Raw genomic sequence first — 15,349 nt, forward strand, 5'->3', positions numbered from 1 at the left:
TCCGAGGCCGGTCAGCTCACCGGTTTCCCGGCGCTGGGCCGGGTCAGGTACCAGACGGCGAGGCCCGCCGCGACCGCCAGCAGCAGCACCGCGTTGGTGACCCCGCCCCCCTCCTCGCCACCGCTGCCGAAGTAGATGACGGCGAGCCCGGCGCCGACCGACAGCAAGGTCCGCAACCCCTTATTTTTCACGCAAATTACCCTAATTACGGCAAGAGGTTCCGGCGGCGGATCGAGCCGAGACCCCCCGAACCGGGTGACCGGGTGACGGCCCGGACGGCGTGGGGCGACCGGGCCGGCCGAGGGCATCCGGGGCAGTACCTCACGACCGGGCGGATGGTCGTACAGTCTCGCCGTGACCGAAATCCGGACCACCGTCGACCTGCGCCATCCGCCGGAGCGGGTGTGGCGGGCCCTGACCGATCGTGAGCTGCTGCCGAAGTGGTTCGGATCGGTCGAACCTCGACCCTCGTCGATCAGCCGGTTCGAACTGCGCCCGACGGACCTGCCCGAGCTGGACGAGCTGATCACCGTCGAGCTGGTCGAACTCGACCCGCCACACCGGATCGTGGTGCGCTGGCCCGAGGACGGTCAGCCGACCCAGGTGGTGTGCGAGCTGACCCCGACGGCGGAGGGGTGCCGGCTGACGGTGACCCAGGGCGACGCCGAGGACCCGTTCGTGGACACCGGGATCGACGACCCGTTCCGGGACGGCGGGATCGACGACCCGTGGCGGCCGGCCGACCCGGACCAGCGCGAGCAGGCGTACCAGCAGCTTCTCGACACCCGGTTGCCCGCCGTACTGGACTGGATGGCCTTCCGGGAGGTCGACCTTCCGGAATCCACCGCGGTCATCGGCGCCGTTCCGGCCAGTGCGGCGCCGGACAACCGCTCCCGGCGGCGGCTCGGTATCGGGCTCGCCCTGCTGGCCCTGACCGTCGGCGCCGTGGTCGTGGTGGCCGGCCTGGCCCGTGGCCGGACCGACTCCGGCTCCACCGGGCCGGTGATCGGCGTCGGCAGCCCGGCGCTGACCACCGCGCCGGGCACACCCAGTCCGGCCGCCGGCACCCCGACGACCGTCGCCACCACGGCGCCGGCCGGCCGGACCGTCCGGCCGACGCCGCGCCGGAGCGCGACCGCCACGCCGGCCCGTCCGCCGAGGCCGGGACAGCCGGACCTCACCGCCCGGTACAGCACGCTGCGCACCGGCCTCCTCGGCTACCAGGGCGAGGTGGTCGTCACCAACGGCGGCGACGCGGCGGCGACGAGCTGGACCGTGGTGATCACCCTGCCCGGCGGCGCCAAGGTGTCGACGGCCAGCGGAGCGAGCTTCACCCAGGAGGACGAGCGGGTGACCTTCACCGGCGCCGCGCTGCCGGCCGACCGCTCGGCGACGATCCAGTTCGAGGTGGACCGCGACGCGACCCTGACCCGGAAGCAGCCGACCAGCTGCGTCGTGCAGGACCGGCCCTGCGACGGCCTGTGAACCGGGGTCGTCAGTAGAGCAGGTACGGGCGGCGCCGGCGGTCGAACGCCGCCAGCTCCGCCGACCAGGCACCCACCAGGTCGGCCACGTCGGCACCAGCGTCGATCATCGTACGGAGCCGGGTGGAGCCGCTCAGCTTGTCGATCCAGTACGGCCGGGCGGCGTCCCAGGTGTCGGCCCGCCAGGCGAACGCCGGATACTTCCGCGCCTCCACCAGCATCGCCACCCCGGTACGCACCGGATCGAACCGGGCCGGATCGACCACCTTGACCTCCACACCGGCGCAGAGCTTGTTCAGCAGGTCCGGCTTCTGTCCGGCGGCGGTCGGCGAGAAGTACGCCTCCCGGAACTCGACGCCGGGCAGTTCCCGGGCGGCCAGCCGGTCCACCCAGTGGTAGTCGAAGTCGGCGGCCAGCCCGCCGATCAGCTCGAACGGCCGGGTGGTGCCGCGTCCCTCGGTCATCGACGCGACCCCCTCGAACAGGCAGGTGCCCGGGTAGGCCAGCGCGGTGTCCGGGGTGGGCATGTTCGGGCTGGGCAGTACCCACGGCAGGCCGGTGTCGGCGGCGAACTGGGTCCGGTGCCAGTTCCGGCACTTGATCACCGTCAGGTCCACCGACCGGCCCGCCTCGGCCGGCAGGAACTCGCCGTTGTAGAACCGGGCCAGCTCGCCGACGGTCATGCCGTGCTGCTGGACGATCTCCTTCTTACCCACGCCGGAGGTGAACGGGGTGGTCATCATCGGCCCGTACGCCCGGCCACCGATCGGGTTCGGCCGGTCCAGTACGACGTACCGGCGGCCGAGCCGGGCGGCGGCGACCATCGAGTCGTACAGGGTCCAGATGTAGGTGTAGAAGCGGGCGCCGACGTCCTGGATGTCGAAGACCACGGTGTCGACGCCGGCCTGGGTGATCAGTTCAGCCCACTTCGCCTGCGTGGCGCCGTACGCGTCGTAGACGGTGACCCCGGTCCGGGCGTCGATCCCGGTCCCCTCGCTCCCGCCGGCCTGGGCGGAGCCCCGGAAGCCGTGTTCGGGGCCGAACGCGGCGGTCAACCGCACCCGGCCGGAGGCGTGCATCAGGTCGACCAGGTGCCGGTACTTCGCGTCCACCCCGGTCGGGTTGGAGAGCACCCCCACCTTCTGCCCGCTCAGCGCGGCGAAGCGGGAGTCGACGAGTACGTCGAGTCCGGTGGCGACGCCGCGGCCGTGCCCGGAGCCGCCGCCCCTCCCGTCTCCGCTCATCGCCCCGGCGTCGGTGCCGGGACGGGCGCTGGCCGGGCCGGCGGCGAGGGTGCCGGCCGTCGCGCCGAGGGCGCTCACGGCGGCGGTGCTGGCGAGGAACCTTCTGCGTTGCACGACGGCCTCCGGGGCGGGTACGGGAGCAGGGGGACGCCTCGGAAGTTACCTACGCCACATTGGTTGGTCAAGAAGGAAAACTACAGCTCGACCTCTTCGAGATCGCCGAGCTCGATGTTCTGGATCATCAGCCAGCGGGCCAACGCCGGCATCCCGTACAGCCACAGCGGCGCCGACTCGGTCGTGCCGTTCGTCGCGTAGATGGCGAACCGCAGGTCAGGTGCGCGGATCGCCTCGATCCGCCAGCGGTGGTTCTTGTCCTGCCACACGGCCGAAGGGTCCATCTCCCCAAGTTAGGCGAGGCACCCCGGGCCCGGCCGCCATTCGTCCGGCGATGACGGCGGCGGGGCCCGCTACCGTCGCCCTGACCTCGCGTCGTACCCGGCCCGTATGGTGTACGGTGCTCGTTGTCGTACACCATACGGAAAACAGGGGGAACGCATGGCGGCCGACGATATCGTCATCACCGGGGCCAGGGAGAACAACCTTCGGAACGTCTCGCTACGGGTGCCAAAACGCCAGCTGGTGGCCTTCACCGGCGTCTCCGGCTCCGGCAAGTCCTCCATCGTCTTCGACACCATCGCGGCCGAGGCACAGCGTCAGCTCAACGAGACCTTCACGGCGTTCGCCCGGAACTTCCTGCCCCGGTACGGGCAACCGGACGTCGACACGATCGAGAATCTCTCCGCAGCCATCGTGGTGGACCAGAAGCGGCTCGGCGGCGGCTCCCGGTCGACCGTCGGCACCATCACCGACATCTACACCCTGCTGCGCCTGCTCTTCTCCCGGGTCGGCAAGCCGCACGTCGGCTTCTCCAACGCCTTCTCCTTCAACGACCCGCAGGGCATGTGCCCGGAGTGCGAGGGCCTCGGCAAGTCCGTCCAACTCGACCTCGACACCTTCCTCGACCGGTCGAGGTCGCTGAACGACGGCGCCCTGCTGCACCCGGACTTCGGCAGGACCGGGTGGTACTGGAAGATGTACGCCGCCTCCGGCTACTTCGACCTGGACAAGCCGCTCGGCGACTACACCGACCAGGAGTGGCAGACACTGCTGTACGGCGACGGCAAGGTTCCGTTGGAGTGGCAGGGCACCACGATCAACTCCACCTACGAGGGCGCCGTCAGCAAGTTCACCCGGCTGTACATCCGCAAGGACGCCGCCGAGATGTCCGAACGCAACCGCAAGGTCTTCCTCCAGTACGTCACCGAGCAGACCTGCCCGCTCTGCAAGGGCGACCGACTCAGCCAGGCGGCGCTGGGCAGCGAGATCGACGGCTACAACATCGCGCAGCTCGGTGCGATGGAGGCGACCGAACTCGTCGCGGTGCTGCGAACCCTCACGGACCCGCAGGGCGCGACCGTGGTGGAGAGCCTGCTGGACCGGGTCGGCAACCTGGTCGACATCGGCCTCGGCTATCTCAGCCTCAACCGGCCGACGGACACCCTCTCCGGTGGCGAGTCCCAGCGGATCAAGATGGTGCGGCACCTGAGCAGCAGCCTCATCGACATGATGTACATCTTCGACGAGCCCAGCGTCGGCCTGCACGCCCGCGACGTGGAGCGGCTCAACCGGCTGCTGGTCAAGCTGCGCGACAAGGGCAACACCGTGCTCGTGGTCGAGCACGACCGGGACGTCATCGAGATCGCCGACCACGTGATCGACATCGGTCCGAAGGGCGGTGCCGGCGGCGGTCAGGTCCTCTTCGGCGGCACGGTCGCCGAACTGCGCACCGCAGACACCCCGACCGGGCGGTACCTGGAGCACCGGCTGCCGCTGAAGACCACCTACCGCGAGCCGACCGGGCACCTGAAGGTCGTCGCCGCCGACGCGCACAACCTGAAGAACGTCAGCGTGGACATCCCGACCGGCGTACTCGTGGTGGTCACCGGGGTCGCCGGCTCGGGCAAGAGCACTCTGATCAACAACGTCTTCGTCAGCCAGCACCCCGAGGCGATCGTGATCGACCAGTCGGCCGTCGGCGCCTCGATCCGGTCCAGCCCGGCCACCTACACCGGGCTGCTCGACCCGATCCGGCAGCTTTTCTCCAAGGCAAACGGCGTCCCGGCCTCGTTGTTCAGCTTCAACTCCAAGGGCGCCTGCGCGAACTGCCAGGGGCTGGGCGTCATCTACACCGACCTGGCGTTCATGGACGGGCTACGGTCGACCTGCGAGGTGTGCGAGGGGCGCCGGTTCAGCGACGACGTACTCGAGCACACGTTGCGCGGCAAGTCGATCAGCGACGTACTCCGGATGCCGGCCACCGACGCGCTGGAGTTCTTCCCCGAGAAGAAGCTGCGGACGATCCTCCAGGCCGTCAACGACGTCGGCCTGGGTTACCTCCAGCTCGGCCAGCCGCTGAGCACGCTGAGCGGTGGGGAGTGCCAGCGCATCAAGCTCGCCACCGAGCTGCACAAGGGCGGCACCATCTACGTGATGGACGAGCCGACCACCGGGCTGCACATGTCCGACATCCAGCACCTGCTCGACATCATCGAACGGCTGGTCAGCAGCGGAAACTCGGTGATCGTCATCGAGCACAACCTCGACGTCATCAAGAACGCCGACTGGATCATCGATCTCGGTCCGGAGGGCGGCAGCCAGGGCGGCACGATCCTGTTCGAGGGCACCCCGGTGCAACTGCTCGACGCGACGAACTCGTACACCGCCGAGTACGTCCGCCGCGACGTCGGTGCCGCCGTACCGGTCGTCTGATCCCCGGTCGGCTGTCCCACCCCCGCGCCGGCCGCCGCTCCACGTGACGGTCGGCGCGGGGGTGCCGCGTTGCCCTTCCGGCACGGGCCGCTCCCGGCCCGGGCCGGGAGCGGCGCCGGCCGTTTCCTGACATCGCCGCCGGTCACGCTCGCGGGTCGCGGCCGGCGGGCGTGGGAACGGACACGACGGCGGCCGTCTCCTCGCACCAGGAGATCATCTCCGGATGGCGGCCCGCCATGCCGTGGTCGACCAGCGACTCCATCATCCAGTCCCGGTCCTCCGCGTCCACCGGGAGCGCCCGGAGCCGCGCGAACCAGTCCGCCGCCCCGGCTCCGTCGCCACGCGCCTCTAACACCAGTCCGAGGACGAACAACGCCGCCGACGCGTCCGGGTCGACCGCGAGCGCGCGGCGGGCAAGAACCTCGCCGTCGTCGAGCCGCCCCGACTCGAACCGGAACTCGGCGAGCACGGCCAGGCCCTCGACCGAGTACGGGTTCGCGTCGACCAGCAGTTCCAACACCTCGAGCGCCGCCGGCCGGGCACCGTTGTCCCACCAGATGACGGCCATGTCGAGCTGGTCCTCGACCACCTCCGGATCGGTGCGGTCCACCGCGGCGGACTCGCCAAGGGCGGCACAGACCGAGGCGTAGAGCGCGGCGAACCGGTCCGGCACGCCGAGCAGCCGGAGCGTCATGCCCACGGTGCTCACATGGCGCAGGCTCGCGTCCTGGCGCAGCCCCTCGACGAAGTCGTCCCGGGCGTCGTCGAGCCGGCCGATCTGCAACCGGGCAAGGCCGAGCCGAAGCCGGATGCCGCCGTCCTCGGGCGCCAGCGTGAGCGCGGTCAGGTAGGCCGCCTCCGCCGCCGGACCGTCGCCGAGCGCCGTCAGCAGTGCGTCGCCCAGCGCGGCATGCATGTCGGCGTCCTCCGGGGCCAGCGCGACGGCCCGGCGGGCCGCTCCCACCGCCTCGTCCCCGCGCTCCGGCAGGTAGGACAGGACCTCGGCGAGCTGCTGCCAGGCGACCGGGGCACTGTTGTCGAGGTCGAGGGCGGCACGCACATAGGGCTCAGCCTCGGCATGCCCGTCCTGGCGAACCAGAGCCTCGGCGAGTGCGAGGTACCCGATCGGCTCCCCGGAATGGGCCGCGACCAGCCGTCGCGCCACCTCGGCCGCCTCTGCCGGACGGTCCAGGTGCTCCAGCACCTCGGTGAGCCGGGCCAGCGCGTCGCGGTGGTCCGGGTCGGCCGCGAGCACCCTGCCGAGCGCCGGTTCGGCATCGGCCCACCGGCCAAGCTCACACAGGTGGTCCGCGCGCCCGTACATGGCGTCGATCTCCTCCGAAGTCACCGAGGGACGATAACCCGATGACGCGGCCGAAGACGTCCGGGCCGGCCGACGAGCGGCCGACCCGGACATCGGAATCAGGCGAGGTCGAACCGGTCCAGGTTCATGACCTTGTTCCACGCGGCCACGAAGTCACGGACGAACTTCTCGCCCGCGTCGGCGGTCGCGTAGACCTCCGCGTTGGCCCGGAGCTGGGAGTGCGAACCGAAGACGAGATCGACCGCGGTGGCGGTCCACTTGACCTCGCCGGTGGCGCGGTCCCGGCCCTCGTAGACGTTCTCCGCCGACTCGGCCGTCCGCCACTCCGTGCGCTGGTCGAGCAGATTCAGGAAGAAGTCGTTCGTCAACGTCCCCGGCCGGTCGGTGAAGACGCCGTGCGGGGACTGCCCGACGTTGCCGTTCAGCGCCCGCAGGCCGCCGATGAGCACCGTCATCTCGGGTGCGCTGAGGTTCAACATGAACGCCCGGTCCAGCAGCAGGGTCTCCGGCGACAGCTTCTCGCCGGCGCGCAGGTAGTTGCGGAAGCCGTCGGCCCTCGGTTCGAGGACGGCGAACGAGTCCGTATCGGTCTGCTCCTGCGAGGCGTCCGTACGACCCGGTGCGAACGGAACGGTGATGTCGTGTCCGGCGTCCCTGGCCGCCTGCTCGACCGCCGCGCATCCGCCCAGCACGATCAGGTCGGCGAGCGACACCCGCCGGTCGCCGGACTGTGCGCCGTTGAAGTCCTGCTGGATCCGTTCGAACGTCTGCAGCGCGGTGCCCAGTTCGGCCGGGTTGTTGACCTCCCAGTCCTTCTGCGGCGCCAGGCGGATGCGCGCCCCGTTGGCCCCGCCGCGCTTGTCGGTGTCGCGGAAGCTGGCCGCCGAAGCCCAGGCCGTGGCAACCAACTGGGGAACGGACAGCCCCGACTCGAGGAGCTTGCCCTTGAGCGCGACGACGTCCTCGTCCGTGACCAGCTCGTGGTCCACCGCGGGAACCGGGTCCTGCCACAGCTGCGCCTGCGGAACCCACGGCCCGAGATAACGCGACACCGGTCCCATGTCGCGGTGCAACAGTTTGAACCACGCCTTGGCGAACGCCTCCGCGAGCTGGTCCGGGTTCTCCCAGAAGCGCCGCGCGATCGGCTCGTAGATCGGGTCGATCTTCAGCGCCAGGTCCGACGTCAGCATCATCGGGGCGTGCCGCTTCGACGGGTCATGGGCGTCCGGCACGGTGCCCTCGGCCGAGGCGTCCTTCGGCTTCCACTGCTTGGCGCCGGCGGGGCTCGCGGTCAACTCCCAGTCGTACCTGAACAGGTTGTCCAGGTAGCCGTTGTCCCACTTGATCGGCTCGGTGGTCCAGGCGCCCTCCAGCCCACTGGTGAGCGTGTCTGCGCCCTTGCCGCTGCCGTAGCTGTTCTTCCAGCCGAAACCCTGCTGTTCGATGGGGGCGCCCTCCGGCTCCGGGCCGAGGTGCTGGGGATCGACCGCGCCGTGTGCCTTGCCGACCGTGTGGCCACCGACGATCAGCGCCACCGTCTCCTCGTCGTTCATCGCCATCCGGCCGAAGGTGTCCCGGATGTCCCGGGCGGACGCCAACGCGTCCGGGTGGCCGGCCGGCCCCTCCGGATTCACGTAGATCAGACCCATCTGTACGGCGCCGAGCGCCCCCGCCAGCTCCCTGTCTCCGCTGTAGCGCTCGTCACCGAGCCAGGTGTCCTCCGGCCCCCAGAAGATCTCCTCGGGCTCCCAGATGTCCTCGCGCCCGAACGCGAACCCGAACGTCTTGAACCCCATCGACTCGTACGCGCAGTTGCCGGCGAAGACCAGAAGGTCGGCCCACGAGACCTTGCGGCCGTACTTCTGCTTGATCGGCCAGAGCAGCCGGCGCGCCTTGTCCAGGCTCGCGTTGTCCGGCCAACTGTTCAACGGCGCGAACCGCTGTGAACCGCTGCCGCCACCGCCCCGGCCGTCGGCGATCCGGTACGTGCCCGCCGCGTGCCAGCTCATCCGGATGAAGAGTGGCCCGTAGTGGCCGTAGTCGGCCGGCCACCACTCCTGCGACGTCGTCATGAGCTCGAAGATGTCCCGCCTGAGCGCGTCGACGTCGAGCTTCTTGAACTCCTCCGCATAGTCGAAGTCCTCGCCCATGGGATTGGACCGGGTCGAGTGCTGGTGGAGAACCGAGAGGTCCAGCTGATTCGGCCACCAGTCCCGGGTCGTCCTGGGCCGGGTCGCCTTGGCTGTGGGCGCGGGAATCGCGGGGTTTTCGCTCTCGCTGACACTCTGGGTCGCGTCCTTCTTGTCAGACACGTCTGTCCTTCCCTGTCTCACTCTGCTGACTCATTTGCTCTTACCGTTGGTTGCTTCGGTCCGAGGCCGTACGCCAGTCGCCCGGCGCCACGGGTCCGCGCTCAGCCGTCGGGCGCGGCGGAGGCCGCCGCAACACATCCGGGGCACCTGCCCCAGTAGACGACCTCAGCTTCGTCGATCTCGTAGCCCGACCTGTCGACCGGCGTCAGACAGGCGGTGTAGCCGACCGCGCCATCGACGTCGGCTATGGCGCCACAGGATCGACAGACGAAATGGTGGTGGTTGTCACCGGTCCGCGCCTCGTAGCGCGCCACGGAGCCCATCGGCTCGAAACACCGGACCAGACCCGCGGCTGTCAGTGCGTGCAGCACGTCGTAGACGGCCTGGCGGGAGACCTCAGCCAGATCCTCCCGCACCACACGGATGATCGAGTCCGTGTCGGCGTGCGGGTGGTCGTGGACCGCGGACAGCACCGCCACCCGGGGGCGCGTGACACGCAGGGCGGCCCCACGCAGCATGCTCTCCACGTCCGACGTCGTTGGCACGTCGTGAAGTCTTGTCCTTTTTCTGGAATCAATCAAGTATCGGGCCTCGGTCCTCGACCTCGTGTCGGGACCGCAGCGCTGCGTAGCGGGTCGAACACCTGCTTCGGGGAGCACGGAGCGGTACCGGCACGACCGCGCCAACGGCTTCACGACCACGGCCGTCAGTCGATGTCAGCTACAACCCGGATATCATCGCCCAAAAGCACCTGGTCAGTGTTCTTCTTGCCCGGTTCGGGGTCAACCCTGCCGGCGTTCTCCGCCACGCGCCGCCCGGTCCGACCACGGTGGGCGCGGTGAGAAACCCGATCCGCCCTCGCGTCCGCGAAACCAGGCGCGACCTGGCCCGGCCGGGGCGGACTCGCCGACAGCGGCTCATGAACACACTCCGGCCCAGGACACTGGTGTCCTGGGCCGGAGTGGTGCCGCAATCGTCGGTCGTACCGATCAGCTGAAGGTCACGTCACTGCACCACATGTAGGCCTGGTCGAGGTGCGAGGCCTGCCAGATGACGAAGACGATGTGGTGCCCGGTGTACCCAGAGGTCGAGACGTTGAACGTGATGTTCTGTGCCGGTGCGTAGCGCCCGGTCTGGGTGATGAAGTCGAGGTTTCCCCACCCGAGGCGCTGGGTGGCGGGGTTGAACCCCTGCTTCGAGACGTACACCCGGAAGTAGTCAGCACCGTGGCTGGCCTGATCGTGCAGCTGGACCGAGAAGTTGCGGCTGACGTTGGTCGTCTTCCACGCTCCGGTCTGGTTCAGGCTGTCGTTCCTGGACAGGCCGTTGCTGCACAGCTGGCCGTCGGGGGTACGGGCCTGGAAGTTCCCGCCGAGGCCGTCCCGCAGCGCGCTCATCCAGTTCCACATGGTGTCGGGGTTGGCCTGGAACGCTTGATAGCAGGTGGGGTCCTGTTGCTGCATGGCCGGGTTCGTGTGGCTGCTTCCCCATGCCTTCCAGCACTGGTAGGCGCGACTTCCCGGGTTGATGATGGTGCCGTGGGCCTGGGCTGCGCCGGCCCAGGGCACCATGGCGACCATCATCGTGAGCGCCAGGGCAAGCACTCCAAGGGGCTGACGGACGGCTGATCGGGATCGCCCGCCGGATTGATCTGGCTTGCGTGAACGCATGGGTCGTCCTCTCGTTCTCCGAGATTGGAGATCAGGTGGGAGCGCTTCCATGAGCATTCCATCGACAGAATTGGATGTCAACATTGCTCTTGTTTGGTGCGACTGTGTGTTGACTTGACCGGAGTCGTCGTCGGATGCGGCCTCCGCGCCTGGCGAGGTCGAACCGGCCGGCAGTCAGGAGTCCCCTGGTCCGGTCAGCACGATCCGGGCGTCGTCCGGCAGCCGTCGGGTGGCGCCGCGCCGGTCCAGCAACTCCAGCAGCGGCACCGCGACCCGGCGGGTGGTGCCGAGCGCCTGTCGGGCGGTGCTGAGGGTGAACGGCTGGGGAAGCCCGGCCAGCACCCGTACCGCCTGGTCGAGAGCGTCCGGCAGCAGTACGACGTTGTCGGCCAGCCGGAGCAGCGCGCCGGCCCGTACGGCGGCACCGATCTCCCGGTGGCCGAGCCCGAACTCGGCGAGCCGGGTCGCCTCCGGGGCGGCGAACGGGTGCTCGGCCAACTCGGCGCCGATCCGGCGGACGGCGCGGGCGACCTGCTCGGGCAGGGCGCTGGTCGTCCCGCCCCGGGCGATCCGGCCGTTCTCGGCGACCAGCGGTGCCGTGACCAGCGCCTCGACCAGCGTCCGGTCGGGCAGGTCCAGCAGCCGGCGCAGGATGTCGACCGGGATCCCCGGCTCCAGCGGATGCGCCTGCGTCCACCGGGTCACCTCGTCGACGAGGCGTCGCCGCAGTTCCCGCCAGTGGTCGGGGTCGGCGTGCCAGTCACCGGCCACCGGTGCCGTTCCGACGGTGACTCCCATCCGTTCCAGGTCACCCCGACGCATCAGCCCCCGCCGGGCCAGTTCGGCACCCTCGTCGGGCCTACCGTCCAGCCCGGCCAGCACACCGGCCCGAGCCGAAGCCGCACCCCGACGATCCAGTGCCGGCGGTACGACGTCGAGCACGGTCACCCCGCCGGCAATGTGCCGTCGGCCGGGGTCGCGGAGCAGTGCCCGGTCGCCGATGCGCAACGGCAGCGGCCGGTCCAGCCGTAGCCGGGCGGTGTCCGCGCCGAGTGGCCGTACCCGGGCCGTCACCGCGGCCGAACCCACATGCAGGGTGACCTCCGCCGGCAGGTCGTCCACCGGGTCGCCGGCGAGCCGGACGTCCACCAGGTCGGTCTGCTGGAACCGGCCGGGAGTGAGCAGGGCGTCGCCCCGCCCGACCTGTTCCCGGGACACGCCGCGCAGGTTGACCGCGACCCGGGCCACCCCGGCCACCCGGGCGGCCGGCTGACCCAGCGACTGCAGCCCCCGGACCCGGACCCGCTCGCCGGTGGCGGTCAGTTCCAGTTCGTCACCGGTCCGCAGTTCCCCGCCGCCGAGGGTGCCGGTGACGACCGTGCCGCTGCCCCGGATGCTGAACGCCCGGTCCACCCAGAGTCGTACCGGTAGATCCGGCTGCGGTACCGGCAGCCGGGCGGCGAGCCGGTCCAACGCGGCCCGCAGTTCGGGCAGGCCGGCGCCGGTGACCGCGCTGACCGCGACGGTCTCCACCGATCCGAGCGAGCTGGCCGCGATCTCCGCCTGGGCGAGTTCGGTCGCGGCGGCCGGGTCCGCCAGGTCGGCCCGGGTCACCACCAGCAGGCCGTGCCGGACGCCGAGGGCGTCGAGCGCGGCGAGGTGTTCGGTGGACTGCGGCATCCAGCCCTCGTCGGCGGCGACCACGAACAGCGCGGCGGGGGCGGGGCCGACCCCGGCCAGCATGTTGGGCACGAAGCGTTCGTGTCCGGGTACGTCGACGAACGCGACGACCGCCCCGGACGGCAGGGTGGTCCAGGCGAAGCCGAGGTCGATGGTCATGCCCCGGCGCCGCTCCTCGGCCCAGCGGTCCGGTTCCATCCCGGTCAGCGCCCGGACGAGGGTGGACTTGCCGTGGTCGACGTGTCCGGCGGTCGCGACGACCTGCACCCCTCAGTCCTCCCGCCAGGATCGGGGCACCCGCAGGATGGCGGCCCGCACCGCCTCGTCGTGCTCGGTGGGCACGCAGCGCAGGTCGAGCAGCAGCCGGCCCCGTTCGAGCCGACCGAGGATCGGCGGGTCACCGAGGCGCAGCGGCTCGGCGTACTCCTCGCCGAGGGCGAGTGCCCACGATTCCAGGGTGACCTCCGGTGCGCCGCCGCCACCGACGACGGCGTCGGCGGCCAGCACCTCGGTCTTCAGCCCGGCCGCCGCAAGGTGGTCGCGCAGCCGTTCGGTGCGGATCCGCAGCGCGCCGGGGGTGGCCCGCAGGGCCCGCCAGGTCGGGGTCTCCGGGCCGGACAGCGTCGCCTCCAGCGCGGCCAGGGTCAGCTTGTCCACCCGGAGCGCCCGGGCCAGCGGATGCCGGCGCAGTCGCTCGACGAGGTCCGCGTCGCCGAGCAGCAGCCCGGCCTGCGGCCCGCCGAGCAGCTTGTCGCCGCTCGCGGTGACCAGCGTCGCGCCGGCCCGCAGCGCCGACGCCGCGTCCGGCTCGTCGGGCAGCAGCGGGTCCGGGGCCAGCAGCCCGGAACCGATGTCCACCACCACCGGTACGCCGAGGGTGGCCAGCTCCTCGACCGGTACGGCGGCGGTGAACCCCCGGACGACGAAGTTCGACGGGTGCACCTTGAGTACGAAGGCGGTCTCCGGCCCGATCGCCGCCGCGTAGTCGGCGAGCGTGCTGCGGTTGGTGGTACCGACCTCGCGGAGCCGGGCACCGGTGCTGGCCAGCAGGTCCGGCAGCCGGAAGCCGTCGCCGATCTCGACCAGTTCGCCCCGGCTGACCACGATCTCCCGACCGGTACCGGCTCCGCCACCCGCACCGACCGAAGTGATCGCGGTCGCGGCGAGGGCGAGTGCGGCGGCGCCGTTGTTGACCACGTGCACCGCGCCGGCCGCCGGTACGGCCTCGGCGAGTGCCGCCATCGCGGTCCGGCCGCGCCGGGCGCGCCGACCGGTACGGAGGTCGAGTTCGACGTCGGTGTGCCCGGCCGCCGCCACCACCGCGCTGACCGCCGCGCCGGACAGCGGCGCGCGCCCGAGGTTGGTGTGCAGCACCACCCCGGTGGCGTTGAGCACCGGGCGCAGGCCGGCGGCGGTGTCCGACAACCCGGCCAGGGCGACGGCGAGGACGTCCTCGGGTGGGATCTCGCCCCGCCGGGCCCGGTCCTGGGCGTTGCCCACCACGGCCTTGAGCCGGGCCCGCCCGAGGGTGGCCTCGGCGGCGGCGAGCCGGGGGTCGGCGAGCAGCGTGTCGGTACGTGGCACCCGCCGCCGAGGGTCAACCGCCCCGTTCATTCCCACCCCGTTCTCGTTCCTGAACCCTTTCACCGGCACTTAACCACACCTGATCTCTGGCCGTACGGGGAAGTCCCCCCGCGCTTGTGATCATGTCCACAGAAAAGGGGCGACATTCGACGGGTGCGATCGACCGGCCGCAGATGCGACAGTGGTCCGGTGACGACCACGGAACGGTATCGACTCACCCAGTACGCGCACGGGGGCGGCTGCGCCTGCAAGATCCCGCCCGGGGAGCTGGAACAGGTGGTGGCCGGCCTGGTCGGCACCTCCGCGCCGGTCGGCCCCGGCGAGCTGCTCGTCGGGCTCGACGACGGCGACGACGCGGCGGTGGTCCGGCTGGAGTCGGGTACGGCGGTGGTGGCGACCGCCGACTTCTTCACCCCCGTGGTCGACGACCCGTACGACTGGGGTCGCATCGCCGCCGCCAACGCGCTCTCCGACGTCTACGCGATGGGCGGTACCCCGGTCGTCGCGGTGAATCTGCTGTCCTGGCCCCGCGAGGTGCTGCCGCTGACGCTGGCCGCCGAGGTGCTGCGCGGTGGCCTGGACGTGGCTCGGCTGGCGGCCTGCCACGTGGCGGGCGGGCACAGTGTGGACGATCCGGAGCCGAAGTACGGGATGGCGGTCACCGGGATCGCCGACCCGGAGCGGCTGATGCGTAACGACGCGGGCCGGGCCGGGCTGCCGCTGACCCTGACCAAGCCGCTGGGCATCGGGGTGCTGAACAGCCGGCACAAGCAGACCGGTGAGACGTTTCCGCAGGCGGTGGCTGCGATGACCGAGCTGAACCGGGAGGCGTCCGCCGCCGCGGTGACCGCCGGGGTCCGGTGCGCGACCGACGTGACCGGGTTCGGGCTGCTCGGCCATCTGCACAAGCTGGCCCGGGCCTCGGGGCTGACCGCCCGGGTCGACGCGGCGGCCGTACCGTATCTGGACGGCGCCCGGGAGGCGCTGGCCGCGGGGTTCGTCAGCGGCGGGACCCGGCGGAACCTGGACTGGGTCCGGCCGCACGCCGAGGTCTCCGGGGTGTCCGAGGACGATCTGCTGCTGCTCGCCGACGCGCAGACCTCCGGCGGCCTGCTGATCGCCGGTGAGCTGCCCGGCCATCCGGTGATCGGCGAGTTGCTGCCGGCCCGGGGCGCCGGGGTGACCCTCGTGGTGACCGGCGGCCGATAACGTGTCGGGCCCC

General features: G+C 71.1%; 12 protein-coding genes. 3 read left to right on the top strand and 9 right to left on the bottom strand.

The features are described from left to right. Positions 1 to 11: 11 nt before the first annotated feature. Complete coding sequence (locus tag H4W31_RS30610) at positions 12 to 164, bottom strand: amidophosphoribosyltransferase (protein ID WP_192772513.1); 153 nt, start codon at positions 162 to 164, stop codon at positions 12 to 14. Between the two features lie 190 nt (positions 165 to 354). Here H4W31_RS30610 and H4W31_RS44490 point away from each other — a divergent pair, with 190 nt between their 5' ends. Next, a complete protein-coding gene (locus H4W31_RS44490) occupies positions 355 to 1,485 on the top strand; it encodes an SRPBCC domain-containing protein (RefSeq protein WP_192769803.1) in 1,131 nt (376 codons plus the stop codon). 10 nt (positions 1,486 to 1,495) lie between these two features. Here the strand turns inward: H4W31_RS44490 and H4W31_RS30620 are convergent, their stop codons facing one another. Continuing rightward, positions 1,496 to 2,842: an exo-beta-N-acetylmuramidase NamZ family protein gene (locus H4W31_RS30620; RefSeq protein ID WP_318783491.1), complete on the bottom strand. Its 1,347-nt coding sequence runs from the start codon at positions 2,840 to 2,842 to the stop codon at positions 1,496 to 1,498. Between the two features lie 80 nt (positions 2,843 to 2,922). Beyond that, positions 2,923 to 3,126 carry a hypothetical protein gene (locus H4W31_RS30625; RefSeq protein WP_192769804.1) on the bottom strand — a complete coding sequence of 68 codons (204 nt, stop codon included), beginning with the start codon at positions 3,124 to 3,126 and terminating at the stop codon, positions 2,923 to 2,925. 157 nt (positions 3,127 to 3,283) lie between these two features. Between H4W31_RS30625 and H4W31_RS30630 the strand changes: the two genes are divergently transcribed. Continuing rightward, positions 3,284 to 5,557 (top strand): ATP-binding cassette domain-containing protein, encoded by a 2,274-nt coding sequence (locus tag H4W31_RS30630; RefSeq protein WP_192769805.1) that lies wholly within the window; start codon positions 3,284 to 3,286, stop codon positions 5,555 to 5,557. A gap of 142 nt (positions 5,558 to 5,699) precedes the next feature. Here H4W31_RS30630 and H4W31_RS30635 read toward each other — a convergent pair whose 3' ends face one another. The 6 genes from H4W31_RS30635 to selA all read right to left on the bottom strand — a co-directional run bounded on the left by H4W31_RS30635 (position 5,700) and on the right by selA (position 14,157). Continuing rightward, positions 5,700 to 6,905: a tetratricopeptide repeat protein gene (locus H4W31_RS30635; RefSeq protein ID WP_192769806.1), complete on the bottom strand. Its 1,206-nt coding sequence runs from the start codon at positions 6,903 to 6,905 to the stop codon at positions 5,700 to 5,702. Between the two features lie 74 nt (positions 6,906 to 6,979). Further along, complete coding sequence (gene katG, locus H4W31_RS30640; RefSeq protein WP_192769807.1) at positions 6,980 to 9,193, bottom strand: catalase/peroxidase HPI; 2,214 nt, start codon at positions 9,191 to 9,193, stop codon at positions 6,980 to 6,982. A 101-nt stretch (positions 9,194 to 9,294) separates the two neighbouring features. Further along, positions 9,295 to 9,711 carry a Fur family transcriptional regulator gene (locus H4W31_RS30645; protein WP_225947312.1) on the bottom strand — a complete coding sequence of 139 codons (417 nt, stop codon included), beginning with the start codon at positions 9,709 to 9,711 and terminating at the stop codon, positions 9,295 to 9,297. A gap of 471 nt (positions 9,712 to 10,182) precedes the next feature. Next, positions 10,183 to 10,764 carry a lytic polysaccharide monooxygenase auxiliary activity family 9 protein gene (locus H4W31_RS30650; RefSeq protein WP_225945761.1) on the bottom strand — a complete coding sequence of 194 codons (582 nt, stop codon included), beginning with the start codon at positions 10,762 to 10,764 and terminating at the stop codon, positions 10,183 to 10,185. Positions 10,765 to 11,037: 273 nt separating this feature from the next. After that, positions 11,038 to 12,810 carry a selenocysteine-specific translation elongation factor gene (gene selB / locus H4W31_RS30655; RefSeq protein WP_192769810.1) on the bottom strand — a complete coding sequence of 591 codons (1,773 nt, stop codon included), beginning with the start codon at positions 12,808 to 12,810 and terminating at the stop codon, positions 11,038 to 11,040. Between the two features lie 3 nt (positions 12,811 to 12,813). Beyond that, complete coding sequence (gene selA / locus H4W31_RS30660; protein WP_192772515.1) at positions 12,814 to 14,157, bottom strand: L-seryl-tRNA(Sec) selenium transferase; 1,344 nt, start codon at positions 14,155 to 14,157, stop codon at positions 12,814 to 12,816. A 159-nt stretch (positions 14,158 to 14,316) separates the two neighbouring features. Here selA and selD point away from each other — a divergent pair, with 159 nt between their 5' ends. Then, positions 14,317 to 15,336, top strand: a complete 1,020-nt coding sequence (selD, locus tag H4W31_RS30665; RefSeq protein WP_192769811.1) for a selenide, water dikinase SelD — start codon at positions 14,317 to 14,319, stop codon at positions 15,334 to 15,336. Positions 15,337 to 15,349: the final 13 nt, after the last annotated feature.

Source organism: Plantactinospora soyae (assembly GCF_014874095.1).
Lineage (GTDB): Bacteria > Actinomycetota > Actinomycetes > Mycobacteriales > Micromonosporaceae > Plantactinospora > Plantactinospora soyae.

Excerpts from the sequence above, each read along its gene's own strand:
- H4W31_RS30625 (WP_192769804.1), bottom strand. The coding sequence starts at position 3,126 with ATGGACCCTTCGGCCGTGTGGCAGGACAAGAACCACCGCTGGCGGATC.
- H4W31_RS30630 (WP_192769805.1), top strand. The coding sequence starts at position 3,284 with ATGGCGGCCGACGATATCGTCATCACCGGGGCCAGGGAGAACAACCTT.
- H4W31_RS30645 (WP_225947312.1), bottom strand. The coding sequence starts at position 9,711 with ATGCTGCGTGGGGCCGCCCTGCGTGTCACGCGCCCCCGGGTGGCGGTG.
- H4W31_RS30650 (WP_225945761.1), bottom strand. The coding sequence starts at position 10,764 with ATGGTGCCCTGGGCCGGCGCAGCCCAGGCCCACGGCACCATCATCAAC.
- selA (WP_192772515.1), bottom strand. The coding sequence starts at position 14,157 with ATGAACGGGGCGGTTGACCCTCGGCGGCGGGTGCCACGTACCGACACG.